This window comes from Amycolatopsis sp. NPDC051373, assembly GCF_040689465.1.
GTDB lineage: Bacteria > Actinomycetota > Actinomycetes > Mycobacteriales > Pseudonocardiaceae > Amycolatopsis.
On sequence record NZ_JBFBAE010000005.1, the window covers coordinates 312,756 to 334,539 of the forward strand.

The 21,784-nt window shown below is 70.1% G+C and carries 17 protein-coding genes, 1 tRNA gene and 1 pseudogene; 13 read left to right on the plus strand and 6 right to left on the minus strand.

What is annotated here, in order from left to right; all coding sequences use genetic code 11:
* Nucleotides 1–225 precede the first annotated feature (225 nt).
* Together AB0383_RS11910 and AB0383_RS11915 are read left to right on the plus strand one after the other, a co-directional pair.
* Nucleotides 226–2,487, plus strand: a complete 2,262-nt coding sequence (locus AB0383_RS11910; RefSeq protein WP_364170507.1) for a sodium-translocating pyrophosphatase — start codon at nt 226–228, stop codon at nt 2,485–2,487.
* Nucleotides 2,488–2,645: 158 nt separating this feature from the next.
* Nucleotides 2,646–3,230 (plus strand): hypothetical protein, encoded by a 585-nt coding sequence (locus tag AB0383_RS11915; protein WP_364170510.1) that lies wholly within the window; start codon nt 2,646–2,648, stop codon nt 3,228–3,230.
* Nucleotides 3,231–3,619: 389 nt separating this feature from the next.
* Here AB0383_RS11915 and AB0383_RS11920 read toward each other — a convergent pair whose 3' ends face one another.
* The gene (locus tag AB0383_RS11920) at nt 3,620–4,075 is read right to left on the minus strand and encodes a MarR family winged helix-turn-helix transcriptional regulator (RefSeq protein ID WP_364170516.1); all 456 of its coding nucleotides are present in this window, start codon (nt 4,073–4,075) and stop codon (nt 3,620–3,622) included.
* Nucleotides 4,076–4,127: 52 nt separating this feature from the next.
* On the opposite strand from AB0383_RS11920, the gene AB0383_RS11925 reads away from it, so the two are divergent.
* Together AB0383_RS11925 and AB0383_RS11930 are read left to right on the plus strand one after the other, a co-directional pair.
* Nucleotides 4,128–5,447 carry an MFS transporter gene (locus AB0383_RS11925; RefSeq protein ID WP_364170519.1) on the plus strand — a complete coding sequence of 440 codons (1,320 nt, stop codon included), beginning with the start codon at nt 4,128–4,130 and terminating at the stop codon, nt 5,445–5,447.
* A 70-nt stretch (nt 5,448–5,517) separates the two neighbouring features.
* A complete protein-coding gene (locus tag AB0383_RS11930; RefSeq protein WP_364170522.1) occupies nt 5,518–6,237 on the plus strand; it encodes a hypothetical protein in 720 nt (239 codons plus the stop codon).
* Here AB0383_RS11930 and AB0383_RS11935 read toward each other — a convergent pair.
* Nucleotides 6,234–7,049 (minus strand): serine protease, encoded by an 816-nt coding sequence (locus tag AB0383_RS11935; protein ID WP_364170525.1) that lies wholly within the window; start codon nt 7,047–7,049, stop codon nt 6,234–6,236. The two genes, AB0383_RS11930 and AB0383_RS11935, sit on opposite strands and share 4 nt — an antisense overlap.
* Before the next feature lie 316 nt (nt 7,050–7,365).
* Here AB0383_RS11935 and topA point away from each other — a divergent pair, with 316 nt between their 5' ends.
* The 7 genes and pseudogenes from topA to AB0383_RS11970 all read left to right on the plus strand — a co-directional run bounded on the left by topA (nt 7,366) and on the right by AB0383_RS11970 (nt 17,809).
* Nucleotides 7,366–10,278, plus strand: a complete 2,913-nt coding sequence (topA, locus tag AB0383_RS11940) for a type I DNA topoisomerase (RefSeq protein WP_364170528.1) — start codon at nt 7,366–7,368, stop codon at nt 10,276–10,278.
* A 72-nt stretch (nt 10,279–10,350) separates the two neighbouring features.
* Nucleotides 10,351–11,490 carry an MFS transporter gene (locus AB0383_RS11945; RefSeq protein ID WP_366186835.1) on the plus strand — a complete coding sequence of 380 codons (1,140 nt, stop codon included), beginning with the start codon at nt 10,351–10,353 and terminating at the stop codon, nt 11,488–11,490.
* Between the two features lie 78 nt (nt 11,491–11,568).
* A pseudogene (locus AB0383_RS11950) lies at nt 11,569–11,694 on the plus strand (ESX secretion-associated protein EspG); the annotation flags it as partial.
* Nucleotides 11,695–12,246: 552 nt separating this feature from the next.
* Nucleotides 12,247–12,900, plus strand: coding sequence for an ESX secretion-associated protein EspG (locus tag AB0383_RS11955; RefSeq protein WP_364170745.1), 654 nt, complete (start codon nt 12,247–12,249; stop codon nt 12,898–12,900).
* A 791-nt stretch (nt 12,901–13,691) separates the two neighbouring features.
* Nucleotides 13,692–14,306, plus strand: a complete 615-nt coding sequence (locus tag AB0383_RS11960) for a hypothetical protein (protein WP_366186837.1) — start codon at nt 13,692–13,694, stop codon at nt 14,304–14,306.
* Nucleotides 14,307–14,447: 141 nt separating this feature from the next.
* Nucleotides 14,448–16,613, plus strand: coding sequence for a dTMP kinase (locus AB0383_RS11965; protein WP_364170536.1), 2,166 nt, complete (start codon nt 14,448–14,450; stop codon nt 16,611–16,613).
* Nucleotides 16,610–17,809 carry a DNA polymerase III subunit delta' gene (locus tag AB0383_RS11970; RefSeq protein WP_364170539.1) on the plus strand — a complete coding sequence of 400 codons (1,200 nt, stop codon included), beginning with the start codon at nt 16,610–16,612 and terminating at the stop codon, nt 17,807–17,809. Before AB0383_RS11965 ends, AB0383_RS11970 begins: the two co-directional genes overlap by 4 nt.
* A 226-nt stretch (nt 17,810–18,035) precedes the next feature.
* On the opposite strand, the gene AB0383_RS11975 is transcribed toward AB0383_RS11970, so the two are convergent.
* A complete protein-coding gene (locus AB0383_RS11975) occupies nt 18,036–19,715 on the minus strand; it encodes a hypothetical protein (RefSeq protein ID WP_366186840.1) in 1,680 nt (559 codons plus the stop codon).
* A 135-nt stretch (nt 19,716–19,850) separates the two neighbouring features.
* Here AB0383_RS11975 and AB0383_RS11980 point away from each other — a divergent pair.
* A tRNA-Thr gene (locus AB0383_RS11980) sits at nt 19,851–19,924 on the plus strand.
* A gap of 71 nt (nt 19,925–19,995) precedes the next feature.
* Here the strand turns inward: AB0383_RS11980 and AB0383_RS11985 are convergent.
* The 3 genes from AB0383_RS11985 to AB0383_RS11995 are packed head-to-tail and all read right to left on the minus strand — an operon-like array spanning nt 19,996 to nt 21,513.
* Nucleotides 19,996–20,610 carry a site-specific integrase gene (locus AB0383_RS11985; RefSeq protein ID WP_366186842.1) on the minus strand — a complete coding sequence of 205 codons (615 nt, stop codon included), beginning with the start codon at nt 20,608–20,610 and terminating at the stop codon, nt 19,996–19,998.
* On the minus strand, nt 20,580–21,200 hold the full coding sequence (locus tag AB0383_RS11990; RefSeq protein ID WP_366186844.1) for an Arm DNA-binding domain-containing protein: 621 nt from the start codon (nt 21,198–21,200) through the stop codon (nt 20,580–20,582). Before AB0383_RS11990 ends, AB0383_RS11985 begins: the two co-directional genes overlap by 31 nt.
* On the minus strand, nt 21,184–21,513 hold the full coding sequence (locus tag AB0383_RS11995) for a helix-turn-helix domain-containing protein (RefSeq protein WP_366186938.1): 330 nt from the start codon (nt 21,511–21,513) through the stop codon (nt 21,184–21,186). The genes AB0383_RS11990 and AB0383_RS11995 overlap by 17 nt, the downstream gene beginning before the upstream one ends.
* On the opposite strand from AB0383_RS11995, the gene AB0383_RS12000 reads away from it, so the two are divergent.
* On the plus strand, nt 21,409–21,696 hold the full coding sequence (locus AB0383_RS12000; protein ID WP_366186846.1) for an NAD(P)-dependent oxidoreductase: 288 nt from the start codon (nt 21,409–21,411) through the stop codon (nt 21,694–21,696). The genes AB0383_RS11995 and AB0383_RS12000 overlap by 105 nt on opposite strands.
* Nucleotides 21,697–21,784 lie beyond the last annotated feature (88 nt).

The window sequence follows — 21,784 nt, forward strand, 5'->3', positions numbered from 1 at the left end:
AGTGAGCAATCACACAAGGTCACGGAACGTGCCGTCACCGGGACGCGTTGCAGGCCCGCTGAGCACTACCAATACACTCCCGCAATCCACACCCTCTGTGGCGATCGTCATGTGAGACGTGCATTGCCCGCACGGCTAGCGTGTCGCTCGAAACAGATCCATGCCAGTGCAGGCACGCCGGGTACGACGAGTCCGCATTGGCCAACGGCGTTCCCAGGAGGACGAATGTCCCGGCAGTTCCTCGCGGAGGGCGGTCTCACGCTCACCGGGGGTGGCTACACCATCGTCGGTGTGGTCGCCGTGGTCGCCCTTGCCGCACTTGTCATCGGTTACGTGCTGCTCAGGGAGGTGCTGGCCGCGGGCCAGGGCACCGCCAAGATGCAGGACATCGCCAAGGCGGTGCAGGAAGGTGCGGCCGCATACCTGAAGCGGCAGCGCAACACCCTCGCCATCTTCGGCGTAATCGTGTTCCTGCTGCTGTTCGCGCTACCCGCCGACGACTGGAACGAGCGCATCGGTCGCTCGATCTTCTTCCTCGTCGGCGCGGTGTTCTCGTTCACCATCGGCTACCTCGGCATGTGGCTCGCGACGCAGGCGAACCTGCGTGTGGCGGCTGCCGCGCGTGAAGAGGGTGGCCGCGAGATCGCGATGCGCGTGGCGTTCCGCACCGGTGGCGTGGTCGGCATGATCACCGTCGGCCTCGGTCTGTTCGGTGCCGCGATCGTCGTGCTCGTCTACACGGGCCAGGCCCCGAAGGTGTTGGAGGGCTTCGGGTTCGGCGCCGCGTTGATCGCGATGTTCATGCGTGTCGGCGGCGGCATCTTCACGAAGGCCGCCGACGTCGGCGCGGACCTGGTCGGCAAGGTCGAGCAGGGAATTCCCGAGGACGACCCGCGCAACGCCGCGACGATCGCCGACAACGTCGGTGACAACGTGGGCGACTGCGCCGGCATGGCGGCGGACCTCTTCGAGTCCTACGCGGTCATGCTGGTCGCCGCGCTGATCCTGGGCAGCTCCGCCTTCGGTTCCAGCGGCCTGATCTTCCCGCTCATCGTGCCGGCCATCGGTGTCATCACCGCCGTCATCGGCGTGTACATCACGAAGGCGCGTGCGGGCGAGGGTGGTCTCGTCACGATCAACCGCTCGTTCTACATCTCCGCGGTGATTTCCGCGGTGCTCTCGGCCGTCGCGGCGTTCGTCTACCTGCCGAGCAGCTTCTCCGAGTTCGGCACGGCGTTCGCGGGCAACACCGGCAACCCGGCGGTCATCGCGACCGTCGCCGTGATCATCGGCATCGTGCTCGCCGCGGTCATCCTGAAGCTCACGGGTTACTACACCGGCACCGAGCACAAGCCGGTGCAGGACGTCGCCAAGACGTCGGAAACCGGTGCCGCCACGGTGATCCTCTCCGGCATTTCGGTCGGTTTCGAGTCCGCCGTGTACACCGCACTCGTGATCGGTGCCGCCGTGTTCGGTGCGTACCTGCTGGGCGGCGGCGTCGCGCTGTTCGCCGTCGCGCTCGCCGGCACCGGCCTGCTGACCACCGTCGGCGTCATCGTCGCGATGGACACCTTCGGCCCGGTCTCCGACAACGCGCAGGGCATCGCCGAGATGTCGGGCGACGTCGACGAGAAGGCCGCGCAGATCCTGACCGAGCTGGACGCGGTGGGCAACACCACCAAGGCCATCACCAAGGGCATCGCGATCGCCACGGCGGTCCTCGCGGCCACGGCGCTGTTCGGGTCCTATTCGGACGCGATCACGAAGGCGGTCGGTGGCACCGGCGACTTCATCGCCAACATCGTGAACCCGTCCACACTGGTCGGCGTGATCGTCGGCGCGGCCGTCGTGTTCCTGTTCTCGGGTCTCGCCGTCAACGCGGTTTCGCGTGCGGCCGGCGCGGTGGTGCAGGAAGTGCGCCGCCAGTTCCGCGAGATCGCCGGGATCATGGAGGGCACCACGCGGCCCGAGTACGGCAAGGTCGTGGACATCGTCACGCGCGACTCGCTGCGTGAACTCGCCACGCCGGGTCTGCTCGCGGTGTTCGCCCCGATCGCCGTGGGCTTCGGCCTCGGCACGGGCGCTCTCGCCGGCTACCTGGCCGGTGCGATCGCCACCGGCACCCTGATGGCGATCTTCCTCGCCAACTCCGGTGGTGCCTGGGACAACGCCAAGAAGCTCGTCGAAGACGGCAACCACGGCGGCAAGGGCTCGGCCGGGCACGAGGCCACCATCATCGGTGACACCGTCGGTGACCCGTTCAAGGACACCGCGGGCCCGGCCATCAACCCGCTGATCAAGGTGATGAACCTGGTCTCCGTGCTGATCGCGCCGGCGGTCGTCAGCCTCACGCTCGGCGGCGGCGCCAACACCACGTGGCGCATCGTGATCGCGGTCGTCGCGGTCGCGGTCATCGTCGCGGCGATCGTCGTGTCCAAGCGGCGCGGCACGGTCATCGAAAACGCTCCGGCGGAGGCGAAGGCCTGATCCGCCGTTCGAACACCGTCCGGGGCCCGGCGCGCTGCTCGCGTGCCGGGCCCCGGCGTGTCGGGAATTCTTCCCGCACTCCGGTGGGTGACTTGCGAATGATTCTCGGATCGGTACGGTCGGGGGCACCTGGACGTCGACGGGCAGGAGGTGTCGCGGTGCGGCCGCGGTCGACCGTTCTAGCCGCGCTGGTCACGGCACTCGGGGTCGGCCTTGCCGCCTGCGGGCAGCAGCCGCCGGTGTCGCAGACCCACAGCGGTGGGCAGGCGGACACCTCCAGCGAGGCCGATCCGGCCGCGAGATGGGCGGACGGCTATTGCTCGGCGGTCACCCACCTCGTGCGCACGCTCGCGAACCTGCCCGAGATCGACCCGAGCTCGCCCGAACAGGCGTCCCGCACGTCGAGCCGCCTCCTGTCGTCCGTCGTCGACGGCATCGACCAGACCGTCGACGGCCTCGACCGCGTCGGCCCGCCGCCCCTCCCCGGCGACGACCAGGCACGCGGCGACCTGCTCAAGCAGTTCACCTCCGTCCGCTCGCGCGCCGACACCGTTCGCGAACGCCTCGACACGGCCACCGACGCCTCCGCCACCAAAACCGCCCTCGGCGACGCCCGGGCCACCCTCGACGACGTCGCCGCCCTCAACGTCCTCCAAGGCCTCAACGCGACGCCGGAGCTCTCGGCCGCGGGGAAGCGGGCGCCGGACTGCCAGCAGCTCGTGGTACCGCCGGCACCGCGCTGACGGGGTGCTTCGGCGAGACAGACGGGTAGTTGGCGGTCAGCTGCTGCCTAGGTGGCCGTGAGCTCGTCGATCTTCCGCCGCTGCCACCGGCGCGACACGTCGAGCAGCTCCGGTCGGCTGTTGGTCAGCTCCGGCGACGCGCGCCGCCGACCCGGGCCAGAGGTGTCGTGAGGCGTCACCGGCTGCGTTCGCGGCGGACCATGCGCCTGGCGACGAGTGCGTGGCGCTGACGGAATTTTCGGTCAGGCGAACGAGGGAGCGCGGCGAACCACCGCTGCCGAGGTGGCGGTGAGGGCGTTGAACGTCATGCGGAGCCACCGAGCGGCGTGGCGAGGACCTCGTGCCAGCTGTGGGTGAGCTCCGGCGAAGCCCGGCGGTGACGGGGTTCGCTAGCTCTCCGCGTCGAGCTCGCTCGTGAGCCGGATCAGGTAGCCGGCGAAGCGTTGCCGGTCGGTGGCCGACCAGGTGGCGGTGAGGTCGTTGAACGTTCTGCGCTGCCATTGGTGCGAGGCCTTGAGCAGTTCGCGCCCGGTGCCGGTGAGCTGCAGCGACGCGCGACGCCGGTCCTGGCCCGAGGTGCCGCGGGTGAGGTAGCCGGCGGCGGTCGCGTCGCGGACCATGCGGCTGGCGCCGGAGTGGTCGAGCCCGAGGTGGTGCGCGACGGTCGCGACGGTCACCTCATCGGTGTGCTCGCTGCCCGTGTCGACGGCCTCGACCGCGAGGATGTGCTGCACGTGGCGCATCTCGCCTGTGAGCTCGGTCGACGTGCGCAGGGTCCAGCGCCGGGACCAGTGCCTGACCAGGCGGAACAACGCGGGGCCGGCTTCGGTGAGGGGTGGCGTCACGGCCTCCACCCTACCTTGACTGTGTGCGATCCGCATGCATAACGTGTGCGATATGCATGTACTTCTCCGCGGTCGTGACGCCGCCTTCGCCGCGCTCGTGCTGGGGCTGCTGATGGCTTCGCTCGATACCAGCGTGGTGGTCGCGGCGCTGCCGTCCATCGGCGTTGACCTGGGCGATCCGGGTGCGGTGGGCGGGGTGACGGCGGCGTACCTGCTGGCGGTCGCGGTCGCCACGCCGGTGCACGGCAGCCTCGGTGACCGTTGGGGGCGGCGGCGCATGTTCGTCGGCTCGGTAACAGCGTTCGCCGTCGGGTCGGTGGCGTGCGCCTTGGCGCCGAATCTGGCCGCGTTGATCGTGTTTCGCGCGGTGCAGGGGCTGGGTGGGAGCGGGCTGATCGTGGCCGCGGTGGCCGCGATGGCGGAGCTGTTCGACCGAGACGAGCTGGTGCGGCGGCAAGGCTGGCTGACAGCCGTGTTCGCGTTGTCGTCGATCGGTGGTGCTCCGCTGGGCGGCCTGTTGGTGGCTGTCGCGGGCTGGTGGTCGATCTTTCTGATCAACCTGCCGATCTGCGTCGTGGCTCTGTTTCTCGGGGTGCGTTCGGTGCCGGGCACGTGGCGCGCGGGCCGAATCCGGTTCGACTGGACGGGCGCGGTTCTGGTCGCGGTCGTCGGTGGCTGTGTCGTCGTGCTCGGCAGCAGTGCGGCGCCGGGGTGGGCGCCCGTGCTGGTGGTCGTCGCACTAGCCGCGACGGTCGCCTTCGTGCAGGTCGAACGGCGTGCGGCCGCGCCATTGGTCCCGCCGCGGCTGTTCGCCGACGCCCGCCTCGCGAGGGTTGTCGCCGTCACCTTCCTGACCGGCGTGGCGCTGTTCGGCAGCTTCACCTACGTCCCACTGGCCATTGGCGTCGCGCGTCCGGCGGCCACGGGGCTGCTGCTCATGCCGATGAGCATCGGGCAGGTGCTGGTGACCACCGGGTTCGCGCTGCTCGCCCGCCGATGGCCACGTGTCACGGTGTGGGGTCGGTTCGGGCTGGTCCTCGGCGTGGCCGGACTCCTTGCCACTGCGGCACTCCCGCTCCTCCAGTCCGGCCCGACGAGGTTGGTCGCCGTCGTCGTGGGGCTCGCGTGCAGCGGTGCCGCGCTCGGGCTGTCCATGCAGACCTACACGTTGCTGGCGCAGTCGTGGGCACCAACGGACATCCTCGGCGCCGGGATGGCCACACTCACCTTCGCGCGCCAGATCGGCGGCTCGCTCGGGATCGCGATCTTCGGCCTGCTCACGCTGCCTGCGGTGTTCCTCGTGGCCGCTGCCGCTCTGCTGGTCGCCGTGGTCGCCGCTCCCCGCGCCGGCGACGACCGCGCGGCGGCATGATCGCTCGATCGGCGAAAATCCGCCGCGTAACCCTCGCGTCCGATCGAACTTGTGTTCTATCATGATCCGCGTGGATCGGACGATCTCGCTGTTCTCGGCGGAGGCGAGCGGCCCGGGGCTTGCGGACCTGGCCGGCCTGCTGTGCTGCCAAGGACAGATCACCGGCTTCGGGCGCACGGCAGCGCGGCTGTCCGTGAACGTCGACGAGCAGTGGCGCGCCCGGGTGCTGGCGCGTGAGTGCCGTCGGCGTGGGGCCGACGCGCAGGTGGCGGTGAGGGAGTGCGGGCGGCCGCAGGTGCGCACGTCGTTCCGGGTCGACCTCCTTCCGCTGTCCGTGCAGTGGCTGCGCCAGGGGTGCTCGGGTCCGTCCGAAGACGATTCGGGCAAAGCGCTGCCCGAAGGCTTCCGGTTGAGCGGCGCGATGCTGCGCATGTGGGCCCTGGCGGCGGGGCGGCAGGGGCCGTCGGGCTACCTGCTCGGCATGGATCCGCTGGCGCCGCACCTGCACGACGATCTGCTGGCCGCGCTGGCGCCACTGGGCGTCCACGCGCGGTTGCTGGGGCCGAAGGCCGAGGAGCCCGCCGCGCGGTTGACCGGGCGGCGCAAGCTCGACGGGCTGCTGGAGCTCATCGGCGAGGCGCCCGCGGGCGCGGAGGACGCGTGGCCCGAGCTGCCCGAGCTCCGCGAGGAAACGCGGCCCGAACGCACTGAAGGGGACTCACGCCGCGGCGGAGGCGGCGGGAGTCCCCTTCAGTATTTGCTGGGTGACGTCCTGGAAGCAGTCGGTTAGGGCTTCGGCAGTGTGCAACCAGCCCGGTTGAGGTCGATTTCGCTCGCCGTCGTCAGACACGCGGGAATACCGAACGTCTCCTCGCCGTACTTGGTACCGGGATGCACGGTCACGTTCCCGGACCCGTCGACCTCGCACGGGTTGTCGAGCGTGCAGCGCTGGCCGTCGTCGTTCGACGTGTTGTTCACGCCGATGACCTTGCCGGTCGCGGTCTCGACGATCGGGGAGCCGGACGTGCCGCCGACGGTCTTGCACTCGGGCGTGTAGCGGATCGAGTCCTTCCACACCCAGCCGTTCTCGTGCAGCTCGTTCACGAACCCGTCGATCGAGCAGGAGGAGATGGTCTTCCAGTAGCCCGAGACCACGTCGATGTGCGTGCCCGCGGTCGGGTGCGCCGAGACGAGCTCGAGCGGCGAGACCCGGTACTTCTGCTTGATCTGGGCGTAGGTGGTGTCGAGTTGGTAGAGCGACACGTCGGTGTCGGTCATGGTCGCGTACACGACCTTCTTGGCCTTCAGCGTCCCGAGTGAACTTTTGCCGTCCGACGACAGAAGGCTGAAGGTCCGAGTGGATCGCTGACCGATGATGACCTCGCCGGGAGCGGGAAAACCCGACTCCAGGCAGTGACCGTTGGAAAGTACGAGTGCGGGTGCCGTGTCCGGCGTGCCGGCCGGTTTGACGACCGAGCCGGAGCAGTTGGACAGCGCCACCGTGCCGGAGAACGTGGTGGTCGCGGCGCTCGCCTCAGGGGCGGTGACCAGGGCGAACGCGGCCACCGCCGCGAGCACGCCACCGAGCAGGCGTCGGGTCATGGTGGTTCCTTTCGGCTCGACGAGGTAGTAAGTGAAGCGGTGCCGACGTCGGGACCACCACCGTCGAACGGAGGGTATCGGCGTGATCACGAGATACCCTGCACGGCACGTGTCCGGAATCACGTGCTAGGTGTGGAGAGGAAACATCGCCGAGGTCAAAGGCGATCCGACGGGCAGGGGCCCGGCGGCGTGTCAGGCCACCTAGCCGCTGCGCGGCCGGTGCGGGCGTGCACACTGGCAGGTCGAAGACGCGGGCGCAGCACCCCTCGTCGAGGGGTAAAGGAGTGCCGCCGCCATCGAGGGCGATGGCGCGGGGATGAGTGGAGAGCAGGGCAGCGTGGCAGGAGCACGGACCAAGAAGGACGGCACCGGGACGAACGGCGCCGGGACTCGGCGGCTGGTGATCGTCGAGTCGCCTACGAAGGCCCGCAAGATCGCCCCGTACCTCGGCGGCAACTACGTCGTCGAGTCCTCCGTCGGGCACATCCGCGACCTTCCGCGCGGCGCGGCCGACGTGCCGGCCCAGTACAAGGGCGAGTCGTGGGCGCGCCTCGGCGTGGACATCGACAACGACTTCAAGCCGCTCTACATCGTCACGCCGGACAAGAAGTCGAAGGTCACCGAGCTCAAGGGCCTGCTGAAGGACGTCGACGAGCTTTACCTCGCCACGGACCCCGACCGCGAGGGCGAGGCCATCGCGTGGCACCTGCTCGAGACGCTCAAGCCCAAGGTGCCCGTGCGCCGCATGGTGTTCCACGAGGTCACCGAGCAGGCGATCCGCGCGGCCGCCGACGCGACCCGCGAGCTCGACGTCGACCTCGTCGACGCGCAGGAGACCCGCCGCATCCTCGACCGCCTCTACGGCTACGAGGTTTCGCCGGTGCTGTGGAAGAAGGTCATGCCGAAGCTCTCGGCGGGCCGCGTGCAGTCCGTGGCGACGCGGATCGTGGTCGAGCGTGAGCGGGAGCGCATGCGTTTCACCTCGGCTTCGTACTGGGACATCTCCGCGACGATGCAGGTGAACACAGCCGCGGGCGCTTCTTCTGACGACACAGTTTCGCCGCAGACGTTCCCGGCGCGCCTGGTCGGCGTCGACGGCGCCCGCCTGGCCACGGGCCGCGACTTCGACTCCGACGGCCGGCTCAAGGGCACGGCCAAGGAGATCCGCGTGCTCGGCGAGGCCGAGGCGCAGGCCCTGACGCAGGCGCTGGCCGATCGCGACTTCACCGTGTCCAGCGTCGAGGAGAAGCCGTACACGCGGAAGCCGTACGCGCCCTTCATGACCTCGACGCTGCAGCAGGAAGCGGGCCGCAAGCTGCGCTTCACGTCCGAGCGCACGATGCGGATCGCGCAGAAGCTGTACGAAAACGGCTACATCACCTACATGCGTACCGACTCGACCACGCTGTCGGAGTCGGCGATCTCGGCCGCCCGCAGCCAGGCGACGCAGTTGTACGGCAAGGAATACGTGTCGCCTTCGCCGCGGCAGTACACGCGCAAGGTGAAGAACGCGCAGGAAGCCCACGAGGCGATCCGCCCGTCGGGTGAGGTGTTCCGCACGCCGGGCCAGGTCGCGGGCGAGCTGGACTCCGACGAGTTCCGCATGTACGAGATGATCTGGCAGCGCACGATCGCGTCGCAGATGGCCGACGCGAAGGGCACCACGATGTCGGTGCGCATCGTCGGCACCGCGACCTCGGGCGAGGAGTGCACCTTCGCCGCTTCGGGCCGCACGATCACCTTCGCCGGCTTCCTGAAGGCCTACGTCGAGGCCGTCGACACCGAGGCCGGCGGCGAGGCGGACGACAAGCAGAGCCGCCTGCCGGTGCTGGTGAAGGACCAGGGGCTGACCGCGTCCGACCTGTCGGCCGACGGCCACACCACCTCACCGCCCGCGCGCTACTCCGAGCCGAGCCTCGTGAGCAAGCTGGAAGAGCTGGGCATCGGCCGCCCGTCGACGTACGCGTCGATCATCAAGACCATCCAGGACCGCGGCTACGTGTGGAAGAAGGGCTCCGCCCTGGTGCCCTCGTGGGTCGCGTTCGCCGTGATCGGCCTGATGGAGCGGCACTTCGAGCGCCTGGTGGACTACAACTTCACCGCCGGTCTCGAAGACGAGCTCGACCGCATCGCCAACGGCGATGAGCAGCGCGTGGAGTGGCTCCAGAAGTTCTACTTCGGTGGCGACTTCGGCGTGGAAGGCTCGGTCGGACGGCTCGGTGGCCTGAAGAAGCTGGTCGACGGCAGTGTCGAGGGCATCGACGCGCGCGAGATCAACTCGATCCCGCTGTTCAACGACGCCGACGGGCACAAGGTCGTCGTGCGCGTGGGCCGCTACGGGCCGTACCTCGAGCGTGAGGTCGACGGCCAGTCGCAGCGCGCGAACCTGCCCGAGGACTTGCCGCCGGACGAGCTGACGTCGGAGATCGCGGAGAAGCTCTTCGCGACGCCGCAGGAAGGCCGTCAGCTGGGCGTCGACCCGGTGAGCGGGCACGAGATCGTGGCGAAGGAAGGCCGCTTCGGCCCGTACGTCACCGAGGTGCTGCCCGAGGGCGAGCCGCTGCCCGAGGGCGCGACGGCCGCGCAGAAGAAGGCCGCGAAGGCGAAGGCGCCGAAGCCGCGTACGGGCTCGTTGTTCAAGTCGATGACCATCGAGACGATGACGCTCGAGGACGCGCTGAAGCTGCTGTCGCTGCCGCGCGTGGTGGGCAAGGACCCGGAGTCGGGTGACGAGATCACCGCGCAGAACGGGCGCTACGGGCCCTACCTGAAGAAGGGCACGGACTCGCGCTCGATCCAGACCGAGGACCAGCTGTTCTCGATCACGCTGGAAGAAGCGCTGAAGATCTACTCGGAGCCGAAGCAGCGCGGCCGGTCGGCCACGGCGAAGCCGCCGCTCAAGGAGCTCGGTGACGACCCCGTGTCGGGCAAGCCGATGGTGGTCAAGGACGGGCGCTTCGGCCCGTATGTCACCGACGGCGAATACAACGCGACGCTGCGGAAGTCCGACAGCATCGAGGAGCTGACGGCCGAGCGCGGCGCGGAGCTGCTGGCGGAGAAGCGGGCGAAGGGCCCGGCCCCGAAGCGCCGCACCACGACGACGCGCAAGGCGCCGGCGAAGTCCACCGCGGCCAAGTCGGCTTCGGCCACGAAGTCGGCCGCTGCGGCGAAGTCGACGACGGCCAAGAAGGCGCCCGCGAAGAAGGCGAGCACCGCGAAGGCCAAGTAGCAGGCGGAGTTTCCGTCGGGGCCACCCGAGACGTTCGGGTGGCCCCTTCTTCGCGTCTGGGGGACGTTTTCGATGCAGGAGACGCGGCGTGCGAGGGCGGCCGTTTCGGTGGTGTTCGCGGTGTGCGGGGCGGCGTTCGCCACGTGGGCCGCGCGGATCCCGGCGGCCCAGGCCCACGCGGGACTGAGCGCGGGGCAGCTGGCGATCGGCCTGTTCGGCCTCGCGGCGGGGTCCGTGGTGGCGCTGGTGGCGGCCGGGCCGTTGCTCACGAAGATCGGCAGCCGCCGGGGGGTCGTGGTCGGCGCCACGGTGCTGTGCGCGGGCCTGCCATTGGCCGCGCTCGCGTCGAACCTGGTCGCTTTCGTGGGGGCGCTCGTGGTGCTCGGGATGGGCAACAGCCTGCTCGACGTGTCGATGAACGCCCACGCCGCGCGCGTCGAGGAGGCGTACGGGCGGCCGATCTTCGCCGGCTTCCACGCGTTCTGGAACATCGGCGGGCTGCTGGGTTCCGGGGCCGGGGCGCTGTTGGAGCGCGTGCCGATCGGGGTGCACTTCACCGTGACGGGCGTGGTGCTGCTGGTGGTCGCGCTGGCGGCGTCGACGCGCTTCCTGCCGGGCGCCGACCGCGGCCAGGGCGAAGCGGCGTTCGCGCTGCCGGGCAAGGCGCTGATCCCGCTCGGGGTGATCGCGTTCTGCGGGTTCGTGGCCGAGGGGACGGTGAACGACTGGAGCGCGGTTTACCTGCGGGAGGTCACGGTCGCGTCGGCTGCGTTGGCGTCGCTGGGGTACTTCGCGTTCTCGATCACGATGATCGCGGTTCGTGTGGTGGCCGATCGGCTGGTGGCGCGGGTCGGCGTGGTGCCGTTCATGCGGGTGGCGACCTTGGTGACCGTGGTCGGGTTCTTGCTGGTGGTGGCGGTGCCGGTGCCGGGGTTCGCGGTGGCCGGCTTCGCCGTGGTGGGGCTCGGGGTGTCGGGCATGGTGCCGCTGGCGTGGAGCGCGGCCGGCCGCAAGCAGCCTGACGCTCCGGGCCGCGCGATCGCGGCCGTGGCGGCGTGCGGCTACTTCGGCTTCCTCGTCGGCCCGGTCCTCGTCGGCGCCCTGGCCGGCGGCATCGGGCTGCACTGGACTTTGGGCGTGGTCGGGGCGCTGGTGGTGTCGGTGTACTTCCTGGCTCCGACCATGCGGACGGTCCCGGTTCCGGCCCGCTGACCGACCGTTCGGCGCAACGTGGCGGCGAGTCGAACAAAAGTTCGAAAAATTGTCGGTACCAGGGTGTTCAATGCAAGGGTGAGTTCAGCGACCGCAGTCTTCGACGTCATCGACGAAGTCATCGCGCCGCTCCGGGCCGAGGTACCGGAGCGGCCATCGGTGATGGAGTTCTACGACCCGCAGTTCACGGTGCCGCCGGTGCTGGAGGGGGTGGGTGGTTCTGGTTCAGGTGGTTCCGGGCCTCCTGGGGGCCGTGGCCCTCGTGGCTCGGGGTCTCGTGATGGTTCGGGTTCTCGGGGCTCGGGGTCTTGGGGCTCGGGTTCTTCGGGGTCCGGTGGTCCCTTCGGTGGCTCGGGTCCTTCGCGCAGTTCGGGTTCTGGGGGAGGTGAGGAGGCCTCGAGGGGTTCGGGCTCCGGTGGATCGGGCGATCGAGGAGGCTCGAGTGCCGCTGGAGGCGCGGGGTCCTCTGGCGGCTCGGGCTTCTTTGGCGGCTCGGAATCTCGGGACGGCTCGGGTTCGTCCGGTAGTTCGGATGGTCGGGGTTCGGAGGGTTCGGGGCAGTCTGGCGCCTGGGACTCGCGGGGCACCTCGGGACCTGGGCACAGCGGGGGTTCTCGCGACGGCTCGGGTCGTTCGGGCGAGTCGGGGTCGTGGGGTGACTCGGGAGCTTCCGGGGCCGGCGGCGCTGAGGGGTCTTCGGGCTCGTCGGGGTCTTCGGGGTCTTCGGAGTCGGAGGAGCTGAGCCTGGCCGACCAGGTGCGGCAGTCGTTCGGGCCCGCGCTGGTGCCGGCGTTGATCGAGGAGATCGAGCAGTACACGCGTTTTGTGGCGGGCATGTCGGAGCTGGGCCTGGTGCCCGAGGGTGAGGTGACGCCGGAGGCCGTCGGGCTCTACCGCGTTCTGCGGGGCGGCTTCATCCGCGGCGTGGTCACCGGCGTCTTCCCGGCACGCCCGGAGCCGTGGGAGGTCCGCTTCTTCGGCGACGAGGACTACACCACGGTGATGAGCAAGCTGGGCCGTCGGGCGCGGCTGCGTTCCGGCCTGCTCAGCGCCCTGCCGGGCTGGGTGTTCGACGGGCTGCCGGACCGTCCGCCCGGACCGGGGCCGGCCGTCCGCATCGAAACCGACCGCAGCGGCCTCGTCCCGCGCGCCGCGTGGGGCTCGCTCGACGTCATCCGCGCCGCGGTCGCCCGCCCGCGCCTCGGCACGGTCCTCGTCGACCTGGCCGTCCGCGACGCCGTCCTCGCCGAGTACCCGCACGGCGCCTTCGGCCTCGTCGACAACGACCAGGGCCGCTACCAGTTCTGCGCCGCCCCCCGCCCCGACGGCGGCTGGCTCATGACCTGGCAACCCGCCACCCGCAGCACGGCAGAGGCGTGGATCGTCGAAGCGGTCCGCAACCATGCCTGACCGACACGACGCCCGACCTGGGCATCCGGCCACCGCGAACGGAGGTGAAGGACGCCGGCTTCGAAAGGCGCGTCGCGGCTGAGCCGCTGGAGCCAAGCGCGCTCCGCCGCAGCGCTTGGCTTGTGCTTCGCGGTCGGCTCGCCGGTGCTGGCCCGGCGGTGCTGGCCCGGCGGAGTTGGCCCGGCGGAGTTGACCGCGCCAGCGCGCGGACGGGCAAGGCATCCAGCTGAACCGGCGCCGCAGAGCCTCGCGGAGGCGAGTTCGCCGAGCGGGTGAGCCCGGCGCTGTCGCCGGCTGAGCCGGAGGCGCCGATTGCCGTTGCGCCGAAGTGCTTCGGCGGGCGGGTGGGCCTGGTCCCGTCGTCGGCTGAGCCGGAGGCGTCGATTGCCGTTGTGTCGAGATGCTTCGGCGGGCGGGTGGGCCTGGTCCCATGGTCGGCTGAGCCGGAGGCGCCGATTGCCGTTGCGCCGAGATGCTTCGCTGGACCGGTGAGCACGGCCCCATCGTCGGCCGAACTCGCGCCGCAGACCGCCGTCGCGCCTGAAATGGCCCGCCGAGCCCCAGGGCGCCGGCCACGATCGATTACGAAGAGTGCCCGATCTCGTGACCGGTATCACCCCCGGACGTCGCTTTCGGCGGTCGACCGGGGTGGCCGTGGCCTGCAAACTGCTGCGGGACCCGTCAGGTCGGCGGCGTGGGCGCGAGCGTTTCTGCGGCCATTGGGCGGATGCGGGAGCCGGTAGTGTCGCCGACACTGGAAGGCGAGGACATTCCGTAGTGAGGTGGTCACCATGAGCACGAGCGGTGGGGCTCCTTTCTTCAATGCCCCCCAAGGCACCAACGCCCGCAGTGCACCGCAGCCGGAGCGCGATGGGACGTTGGACGGCAGCGTCGGCGGGGAGCGGTTCGCCGATCCGCTCGCCGGGCTGGTCACGGCGGCCGAGGCGGCGCCCGCGGCGGACGAGGCGCGGCCGTTGCCGACCGCGCGGCCCGTGCAGCACGACCCCGAGGCCGTGAAGCGGATGGTCGAGGCCGCGCTGCGGGAGGAGGCCGCGCGCACGCCGCAGCCGATCCAGCCGGCCGAAGAGAAGCCCGACGGTGTGCCGCTCGGGTTGCTGCCGCGGCAGCGGACGTGGCCCACGCGCGCGCCGCAGCTGCTCAAGCGGGTGCCGAGGCCGCGACCGAAGGCGAAAGCTGAGGTCGCCGACGATGACATCGAGGCCGAACTGGCCGAACGGCAGGCGAAAAAGCGCAGTCTGCCGAACATCGGCATGCCGAACCTGGGCCGGCCGTCGACGAGCGCGGCGGGTGTGATCCTCGCGGTCGTGCTGCTCATCGTGTTCGTCGTGATCGCGCTGTACATGGTGTCGAGCCTGGTCAGCAGTGTGACGGGCCTGTTCAGCTGACGTCGCTCCACCACCGCCACACCCGGGCCGGTGCCGTGTCCGGATCGGCGATCGGGCTACCCTGGCGACACGGTCGGGGGATCCTAAACAGGGTTTACCCGACGCCGCCGTGACGAGTGGGGTGGGCGTATCAGCGAAGGCGTGCGGTCGGTACCCGGCGCCGGATCGGGTGGTTCGGCGAGTGCCGAGACATCCACGATCCACCGCGTCCGGCGGGTGCTGGCCATCAGACCGTTCCGTCGGCTGTGGGGCGTCACGTACCTGTGCAGTGTCGCCGACTGGCTGAACCTGCTCGCTCTCACAGCCCTGAGCACGAAGCTGCTCACCAACTACACCGCGCAGAACTTCGCGTTCGTCGGCGTGGTGCTCACGAACCTGCTGCCCGGCCTGCTGTTCGCGCCCATCGGTGGCCTGCTGGCCGACCGCTTCGACCGCCGCAAAGTGATGATCGTCTGCGACTTCCTGCGCTGCGGTTTCCTGCTGTCGATCGCGATCGTCGGCGCGCCCTGGTGGCTGTTCGTCGCGAACTTCCTCGTCGGCTGCTGCTCGATCATGTGGATCCCGTCGAAGGACGCGGCGGTACCCAACCTGCTGCGCCGCCCGGACCAGGTCGAGACGGCCAACCAGCTCGGCCTCGTGATGACCTACGGCCTCGCCGTGATCACCGCCGCCGGCGCCAACGCGCTCATCCTCGGCGCGAACACCACGTTCCACCTCTTCCAAGGCGCCACGGCCGACCTATACATCGCGAAGATCGTGGTGGTCATCAACGGCCTGCTGTACTTGACCAGCGGCATCCTCATCGCCACGCGGATTCCCGAGCTGTCGCTGCGCGACGTACACAAGCTGCCCGACCAGAAGGTCAAGAACGCCGACGAGGAGAAGTTCGGCCTCGGCGAAATGGTGCGCGACGGCCTGCGCTTCATCAAGAGCACGCCCTTGGTGCGAGGGCTGCTGATCGGCGCGTTCGGAGCGTTCGCCGCGGGCGGGGCCGTGGTCGCCTCGGCCAAGCCGTACTCGTCGTCGCTGCTTGCCGGTGACGCCGCGTTCAACCTGCTGGTCCTCGCCGTGTTCCTCGGCCTCGCCACCGGCATGGCCCTCGCGCCCAAGCTCGCCCGGCGGCTGCCGCACGACCGGCTGTTCGGCATCTCGATCGTGGTGGCCGGCCTCTCGCTGGTGATCATCGCGCTGTCGCCACACCTCGCGATCTCGGTGATCGCCGTGGCGCTCACCGGCTTCTGCGCCGGCATCGCGTTCCTCACCGGCGTCACGATCATCGGCTCGCGCGTGGAAGATGCGATCCGCGGCCGCGTGAACGCGATCTACCAGTCGATGCTCAAGATCGTGCTGTTCGGCTCGACCATCGTCACGCCCGCGTTGATCGGTCTCGTCCGCCCGCACCAGATCAACGTGTGGGGCAGCCCCGTCACCATCGACGGCACGCGCCCGGTGATGATCGGCGGTGGCCTGCTCGCAGTGCTGCTCGGCGTGATCGCCTACCGGCAGATGGACGATCGCCGCAGCGAGAAGATCCTCACCGACCTGCGCAATGCCCTGCGCCGCGCGCCCCGGCGCGTCAACGGTTTCCTCATCGCACTCGAAGGCACCACGGCCATCAACACCGCCAGCCAGGCCGCGCGGCTCTCGCGCTGGCTCGGCACCGGCACCCGGCCCGTGGTGCTGGCGGCCGACCCCGCGCTCGACGAGCGGCGATTCCGTTCGCTGATCTCCGACGCGTCGCTCACGGGCGCGCGGGCCCAGGCGCTCGTCGCCGCGGCCGTGCGCGCCGAGCTGGTGGAACGCGAGATCCAGCCGGCGCTCGACGCCGGCTCCGTGGTGGTGATGGAGCGCTTCGTCGACTCGCCGCTGGCGCATCTATGCGCGGTTGCGGGCCTCGACGCCGACGAGCTCGAAGGTCTGGCCGACTGGGCCACGGGCAAGCTGCGCCCCGACCTCACGGTGCTGCTCGACGCCGAACCGGACCAGCACGACGAGAACCCGCCGGCGTCGGTCAACGACCAGTGGCGCATGCAGCACCTGCTCGCCGAGATGGCCGCGGCCGACCCCGACCGCTACGTGGTCGTCGACGCCGAAGGCACCGACGACGAGGTCGCCGCACGCGTCCGCACGGCTGTGCTCGCGGTGTTCGTCGGCCGCCTGTCCGGGCTGGCGCCTTCTGAGCCGGCCGAGCGTCCGGAGCTGGACCACAGCACGCACGCCGTGGCGACGGCCGACGTCGTCGAAGTCGCCGTCGCGGAAGCCGAGCTCGCGCCCGTGCAGGAAGTGTCCGAAGTGGACGCCAAGTGACCGGGCCGATCGGCGTCTGGGCCGAGCTCGTGGGCCAGGAGCCGGCGGTCGAAACGTTGTCGTCGGCTTCGTCGGCGGCCGCGAAGATCGTGGCGGGGGAGCCTGTCCCGCCGGGCGCGATGACGCACGCCTGGCTGATCACGGGCCCGCCGGGGTCCGGCCGTTCGGTCGCGGCGCGCACGTTCGCGGCCGCGCTGCAGTGCAGCACCGGCACGGGCTGCGGCGCGTGCCCCGGCTGCCGCACGACGATGGCGGGCACTCACGCCGACGTCCGGCTCGTGGTGCCCGAAGGCCTGTCGATCTCGGTCGCGGAGATGCGCGCGCTGGTGCAGGCCGCCGCACGGCGCCCGACCACGGGCGAGTGGCAGGTCGTGATCATCGAGGACGCCGACCGGCTCACGGAGGGCGCGTCGAACGCGCTGCTCAAGGCCGTCGAGGAGCCGCCGGAGCGCACGGTGTTCCTGCTGTGCGCGCCGTCGGACCACCCGGACGACGTGTCGGTGACCATCCGCTCGCGCTGCCGTCTGGTGACGCTGCGGACGCCGCCGCCCGAGGCCATCGCGCAGGTGCTGGTCGCCCGCGACGGCGTCGACCCTGAGCTCGCGCAGTGGGCCGCGTCGGTCTGCGGCGGCCACGTCGGCCGCGCGCGCCGGCTCGCCACGGACGACTCCGCGCGCCAGCGCCGGGCCACCGTGCTGCGGATCCCGACGGGCCTGCGCCGCCCCGCCGACGTCTTCACCAGCGCCGACCAGCTGATCAGCGCCGCGGAGGCCGACGCCGGCGAGGAGAGCAAGGCCCGCGACGAGAACGAACGCTCGGAGCTGCGCACCGCCATGGGCGGCGACGGCATCGGCAAGGGCGTCGCCGGAGCCAAGCGCGCCGCCGAGGCCGCCGTGAAGCAGCTCGAAAAACGCCAGAAGTCCCGCGCGACCCGCACCCAGCGCGACACGCTCGACCTCGCGCTCGTCGACCTCGCCGGCTTCTACCGCGACGTCCTCGTCACCACCACCCACTCCGGCGCGACCCTCAACCACCCCGACCACGCCGACGACATCCGCGCCGCCGCCGCGGCCTGGACGCCGGAATCCACGCTGCGCCGCCTGGAAGCCGTCCTCGAATGCCGCGAGGCGATCGAGCTGAACGTCAAACCGCGCATCGCCGTGGAAGCCATGGTGACGACGCTGCGCCAGGGCTGAGCTGACTGCGCAGCAATTGACAACGACCGCAGCAAACGACGACGGCGCGAGGCCGCCGCCTGCAGCGGCCGCGCTGAGACTTGGCCGCAGTGGCCATTCCTCGCCGCGGTGATGGTGACGACGCTGCGCCAGGGCTGTCTGTGCGGCAAACGACAACGACCGCAGCAAACGACAACGGCCCGACCACCAGGAAGGTGACCGGGCCGTTCTCACGAACCCCCGGGGATCAGTCGCGCGGATGTGGTGACGGTTTGCGCGGAGTGTCGTCGGAGTGGAGCTTCACCGGCGCGGCGATCCGGCGGCGGTTGGGGAACGCCGCGACCATCACGACGCCGAGCAGCAGCATCGCCGTACCTGCCCAGAAGAGCGGCACGGTGTCGTACGCCGTGCCCGTGTACGCGAGGTTCTTCACCGGCCCTTTGGGTGCCGGGCCGCCGGCCGCGGGCGGGGGTGTGGTGGCCGTGCCGCAGACGACGCCGCCGGTGGGGGCGTAGGCGCGGGCGACCTGTTCGCCCAAGGACAGCTGCGCCAGGGACGACGGGAGGTTGTCGCCGGCGCCGGCGGGGAGCAGTGTCTTCAGGTTTTTCGTCGGGAGCACCTGGAGGTCGAACAGCCGCGCCGAGGCGCCGAGCTGGTAGCCCTTGTACGGCGTCGTCGCGACGGAGCCCTTCTGGTCCAGACCGGCGATCGACAACCGGAGGACGCCGAGGTCGAGGACGGTGCCCGCGGTGTCGCCGACCTGCTGGATGCCCTTCGTCAGCGTGGACACGAGGCCGCCGACCACGGGGATCGAGTTGAGCTGCCCGAACTTGTCGCTCAGGCCCGCAAGCGGGAGGCCGATCGGGATGTCCTTGGTCGGGTGCGCCGCGTCGAGCGTGTACAGCGTCTTGCCGCCGGCCTCGATGGTCAGCACGGGCGCGGTGTAGTCGACCTTCGAGGTCTTCTCGTCGCCGGTCGAGGTGACCGTGAGCGTCGGCTGGCTGGCGACCTTGATCGACAGCTCCAGCGGCGTGCCCTTGAGGATGTCGATGTCGGCGGCCTGCAGCGTCGAGATCGACTGCACCGCCTTGTTCTTCGACCCCGGGATGTCCACGAGCTTCACCTGCGAACGCGACGACAGCGTGTTCGGCAGGCTCAGCAGCGAGCCGGTGCCGTTGGCCGCGGTCTGGCCGCCACCGGACAGCAGGCCGCCGAGGCTCTGCAGGCCCTTGGCCGGGTCGAAGCCCTGCGCGAGCTGCGTGCCCTGCGGCAGGTTCAGTCCACCCTGGCCCAGCAACGGAATCTGCGGCAGCGACGGGATCGCGTTCAGCAGCGAAAGGCTCGAAACCGACGTGCTCGCGTCGGCGATCGTGTCCACGCACGGGCCCAGCGAGTCACTCCAGCGGGCGTGCGCGGTGCCGTTCAGCACGCCGATGTTCAGCAGCGGGTTCGACGGCGCGTTGAGCCCGCCGGACAGCGGCTGCGGGTTGTCCGGCAGCGCGGTCTGCACCACGGAGCCCGGCGTCTGCGGTGCCTGGCCCCCCACGGAAACCCCGAACGGCGAGGCCTGCGCGATCGACTTCTCGTACGCCAGGTACGCCTCGGAGTTCGCCGACGCGCTCGACAGGCCCATCCCGGCTTCCAGCGTCGACTGCTTCGGCAGTGTCTGCCCGAAGCCGGGCAGAATCGTCGACGTCGGCACGGAGTTCGGCAGCAGGCGCAGCACGCCCAGCGCCGTGCCCGCGTCGCCCACCGCGTGGCCGAGCGGCTGCGGCCCGATCGGCGCGGACGCCGGGGGCTGCGACGGGTTCGCCGGCTGCGGGATCGGCGTCGTCGGGATCTCCTGGGCGCTCGCCGGCGCGGCGAGGAGCAGCAGCAACGCCGCTGCCGCGGGCAGGGCCACCGTGCGGGGCAGTCTTCGCCGCATGTGCCGAGTCCTCCAGGTAGGCCGATCGGGCAGTGAGACCGAGGTCATAGGACCCTAACGACGCGGCCCCCGCAAGGTGACGCCAACGACCTCCGCTACACTTGTTCCCGTCGGACGGCGCCAGCCACCCGGCATGCCGCCTTAGCTCAGTCGGCCAGAGCGATTCACTCGTAATGAATAGGTCAGGGGTTCGATTCCCCTAGGCGGCTCCGCAGGTCAGGCCCCATCCGAGACACCTCGGATGGGGCCTGACTCGTCTGGTGGGTGACTAAGTGGGTGACTAAGACGCCTGGTCCGTGGGTGGAGAAAGCTCCGCAGGTTCACCCGTCACGGGGAAAAGCTGATCCATCGCGATCGCGCCCGACTCGACCACCGGGCGGATCTGCTTCCGGTAGACCAGCTCCGTCACGGCCGTGCTGCTGTGCCCGACCAACCGCGAGATCTCCTCGATCGGCATACCGCCGTCCGAGAGGATCGAGACGAAGCTGTGGCGCAGCTCGCGCGGCGTCCACTGCATCGGGTTGAGCCCGGCCGCCTTGACCACGCGACGGAAGTCACGCCGGACGTTGTTGACGTCTCGCTCGGTGCCGACGTTCGTCGCGAACACGAGCCCCTGTTCGCGCCAGTCGGCGCCCGCGACTACCTTCACCGCCTTCTGGGCCACCCGGTGGTCCTCCAGTGCCCTCACGGCCCGCTCAGGCAGCGCGAGCGTGCGCCGGGACTTCCGGGTCTTCGTCTCGCCCTTGGCGCGGACCGACCGCCACACCTTGATGTTCGGCGGGATCGCCGGCGTCGCGTCCGGCTTGCCGACCAGGTCCACGTGATCCCACGTGAGCGGGCGCATTTCCTCGGTCCGCGCGCCGGTTAGCAGCGACACCACGATGTAGGCCCGCATCGGAGACTCCTCCGCCGCCGTGAGCACCGCTTCCGCCTGCTGAGCGTGAGCGCCTTCGACGGACGCCCGGCCCCCTTTCCCGCCGGTAACTCATCGCACAGCAACACCACGTTGTGCTTCACGCGCTTCCCAACCTGCGCGCGGTTGATCGCTCGCCGGAGGATCGACCGGAGGTTCCGCACGGTCGACGTCACCAGCACTTCCGCCTTTTCCGCGAGCCAGTCTTCTACGTCGTCGACTTCGAGCTTCACCAGCGGACGCGCGCCCAGCGACGGCACGATGTGGTTGTTGACCAGCGAGCGGACTGCCTTGACCGTGTTCGGGTCTCGCTGGCCCTGCGCGTAGCGCTTCAACCAGTCGTCAAGCGCTTGCTCGACCGTGTACCCGGCCGATGCGTTTACGGCACCCTTCTCGATGTCGTCGAGCAGTTCCTTGAGCTTGGCTTTGGCTTCCGTCTTCGTCTTTCCGCGCGCTTTCCGCACGATGCGCTTACCGTTGGGCCGGAACCCAACGGTGACCTCTGCCGTCCAGCGCTGGCGCGACTCGTCCCAGTAGAGTCCGCCGTCCCCACGACTACGCCGCGTGGCCATAGCCGGTCACCTCCGCTTCGCTGATGAGAAGATCCACGTACTGCTGAATGGCTTTCGCTGGAATGAGCCGTGCCCTGCCCTGCTTCACGGACCCGAGGCGACCGGCGCGCAATTGCTCGTAGATCACCGAACGGCTCAGGGAAAGCAGGCGCTTGGCCTCTTCGACCGTGTACAGGTGCCGCGCAGGAACCGGCGGTTCCTGAAACTGATGGACGATAACGCCCTCCTGGTCAACGCTGGTCGTGGCCAGATCGTCGACACGGACGCGTTGCTTGCCGGGCTCGCGTCGGGGCGCTTGCGTGCGGCGCTCGATGTGACCGACCCGGGACCCCTGCCGCGCGATCATCCACTGTGGGCGCAGCGGGGCGCTGTGATTAGCCCTCACTCTGCGCGGACCGTTCCTGGAACAAACCGGCTGTGCTACGAGGTGGCTGGGCAGCAGATCGCGGCGTTCCTCAGAGGTGACCAGCCGTCCAACGCGGTCGAGCATGGCTGAGAGTGGCGTGTTGAGCTCGCCAACACGGGCTCCCTCATCCACATCCACATCCACAAGGCGAAGTTGGTCGAATCTTTCACCGCAGCCT

What these genes read in the sequence shown, in the direction of transcription:
- AB0383_RS11960 (WP_366186837.1), top strand. Translation starts at nt 13,692, where the DNA reads ATGAGCACGAGCGGTGGGGCTCCTTTCTTCAATGCCCCCCAAGGCACC.
- AB0383_RS11975 (WP_366186840.1), bottom strand. Translation starts at nt 19,715, where the DNA reads ATGCGGCGAAGACTGCCCCGCACGGTGGCCCTGCCCGCGGCAGCGGCG.
- AB0383_RS11935 (WP_364170525.1), bottom strand. Translation starts at nt 7,049, where the DNA reads ATGACCCGACGCCTGCTCGGTGGCGTGCTCGCGGCGGTGGCCGCGTTC.
- AB0383_RS11925 (WP_364170519.1), top strand. Translation starts at nt 4,128, where the DNA reads ATGCATGTACTTCTCCGCGGTCGTGACGCCGCCTTCGCCGCGCTCGTG.
- topA (WP_364170528.1), top strand. Translation starts at nt 7,366, where the DNA reads ATGAGTGGAGAGCAGGGCAGCGTGGCAGGAGCACGGACCAAGAAGGAC.
- AB0383_RS11990 (WP_366186844.1), bottom strand. Translation starts at nt 21,200, where the DNA reads ATGGCCACGCGGCGTAGTCGTGGGGACGGCGGACTCTACTGGGACGAG.
- AB0383_RS11985 (WP_366186842.1), bottom strand. Translation starts at nt 20,610, where the DNA reads ATGCGGGCCTACATCGTGGTGTCGCTGCTAACCGGCGCGCGGACCGAG.
- AB0383_RS11945 (WP_366186835.1), top strand. Translation starts at nt 10,351, where the DNA reads ATGCAGGAGACGCGGCGTGCGAGGGCGGCCGTTTCGGTGGTGTTCGCG.
- AB0383_RS12000 (WP_366186846.1), top strand. Translation starts at nt 21,409, where the DNA reads ATGGACGATAACGCCCTCCTGGTCAACGCTGGTCGTGGCCAGATCGTC.
- AB0383_RS11910 (WP_364170507.1), top strand. Translation starts at nt 226, where the DNA reads ATGTCCCGGCAGTTCCTCGCGGAGGGCGGTCTCACGCTCACCGGGGGT.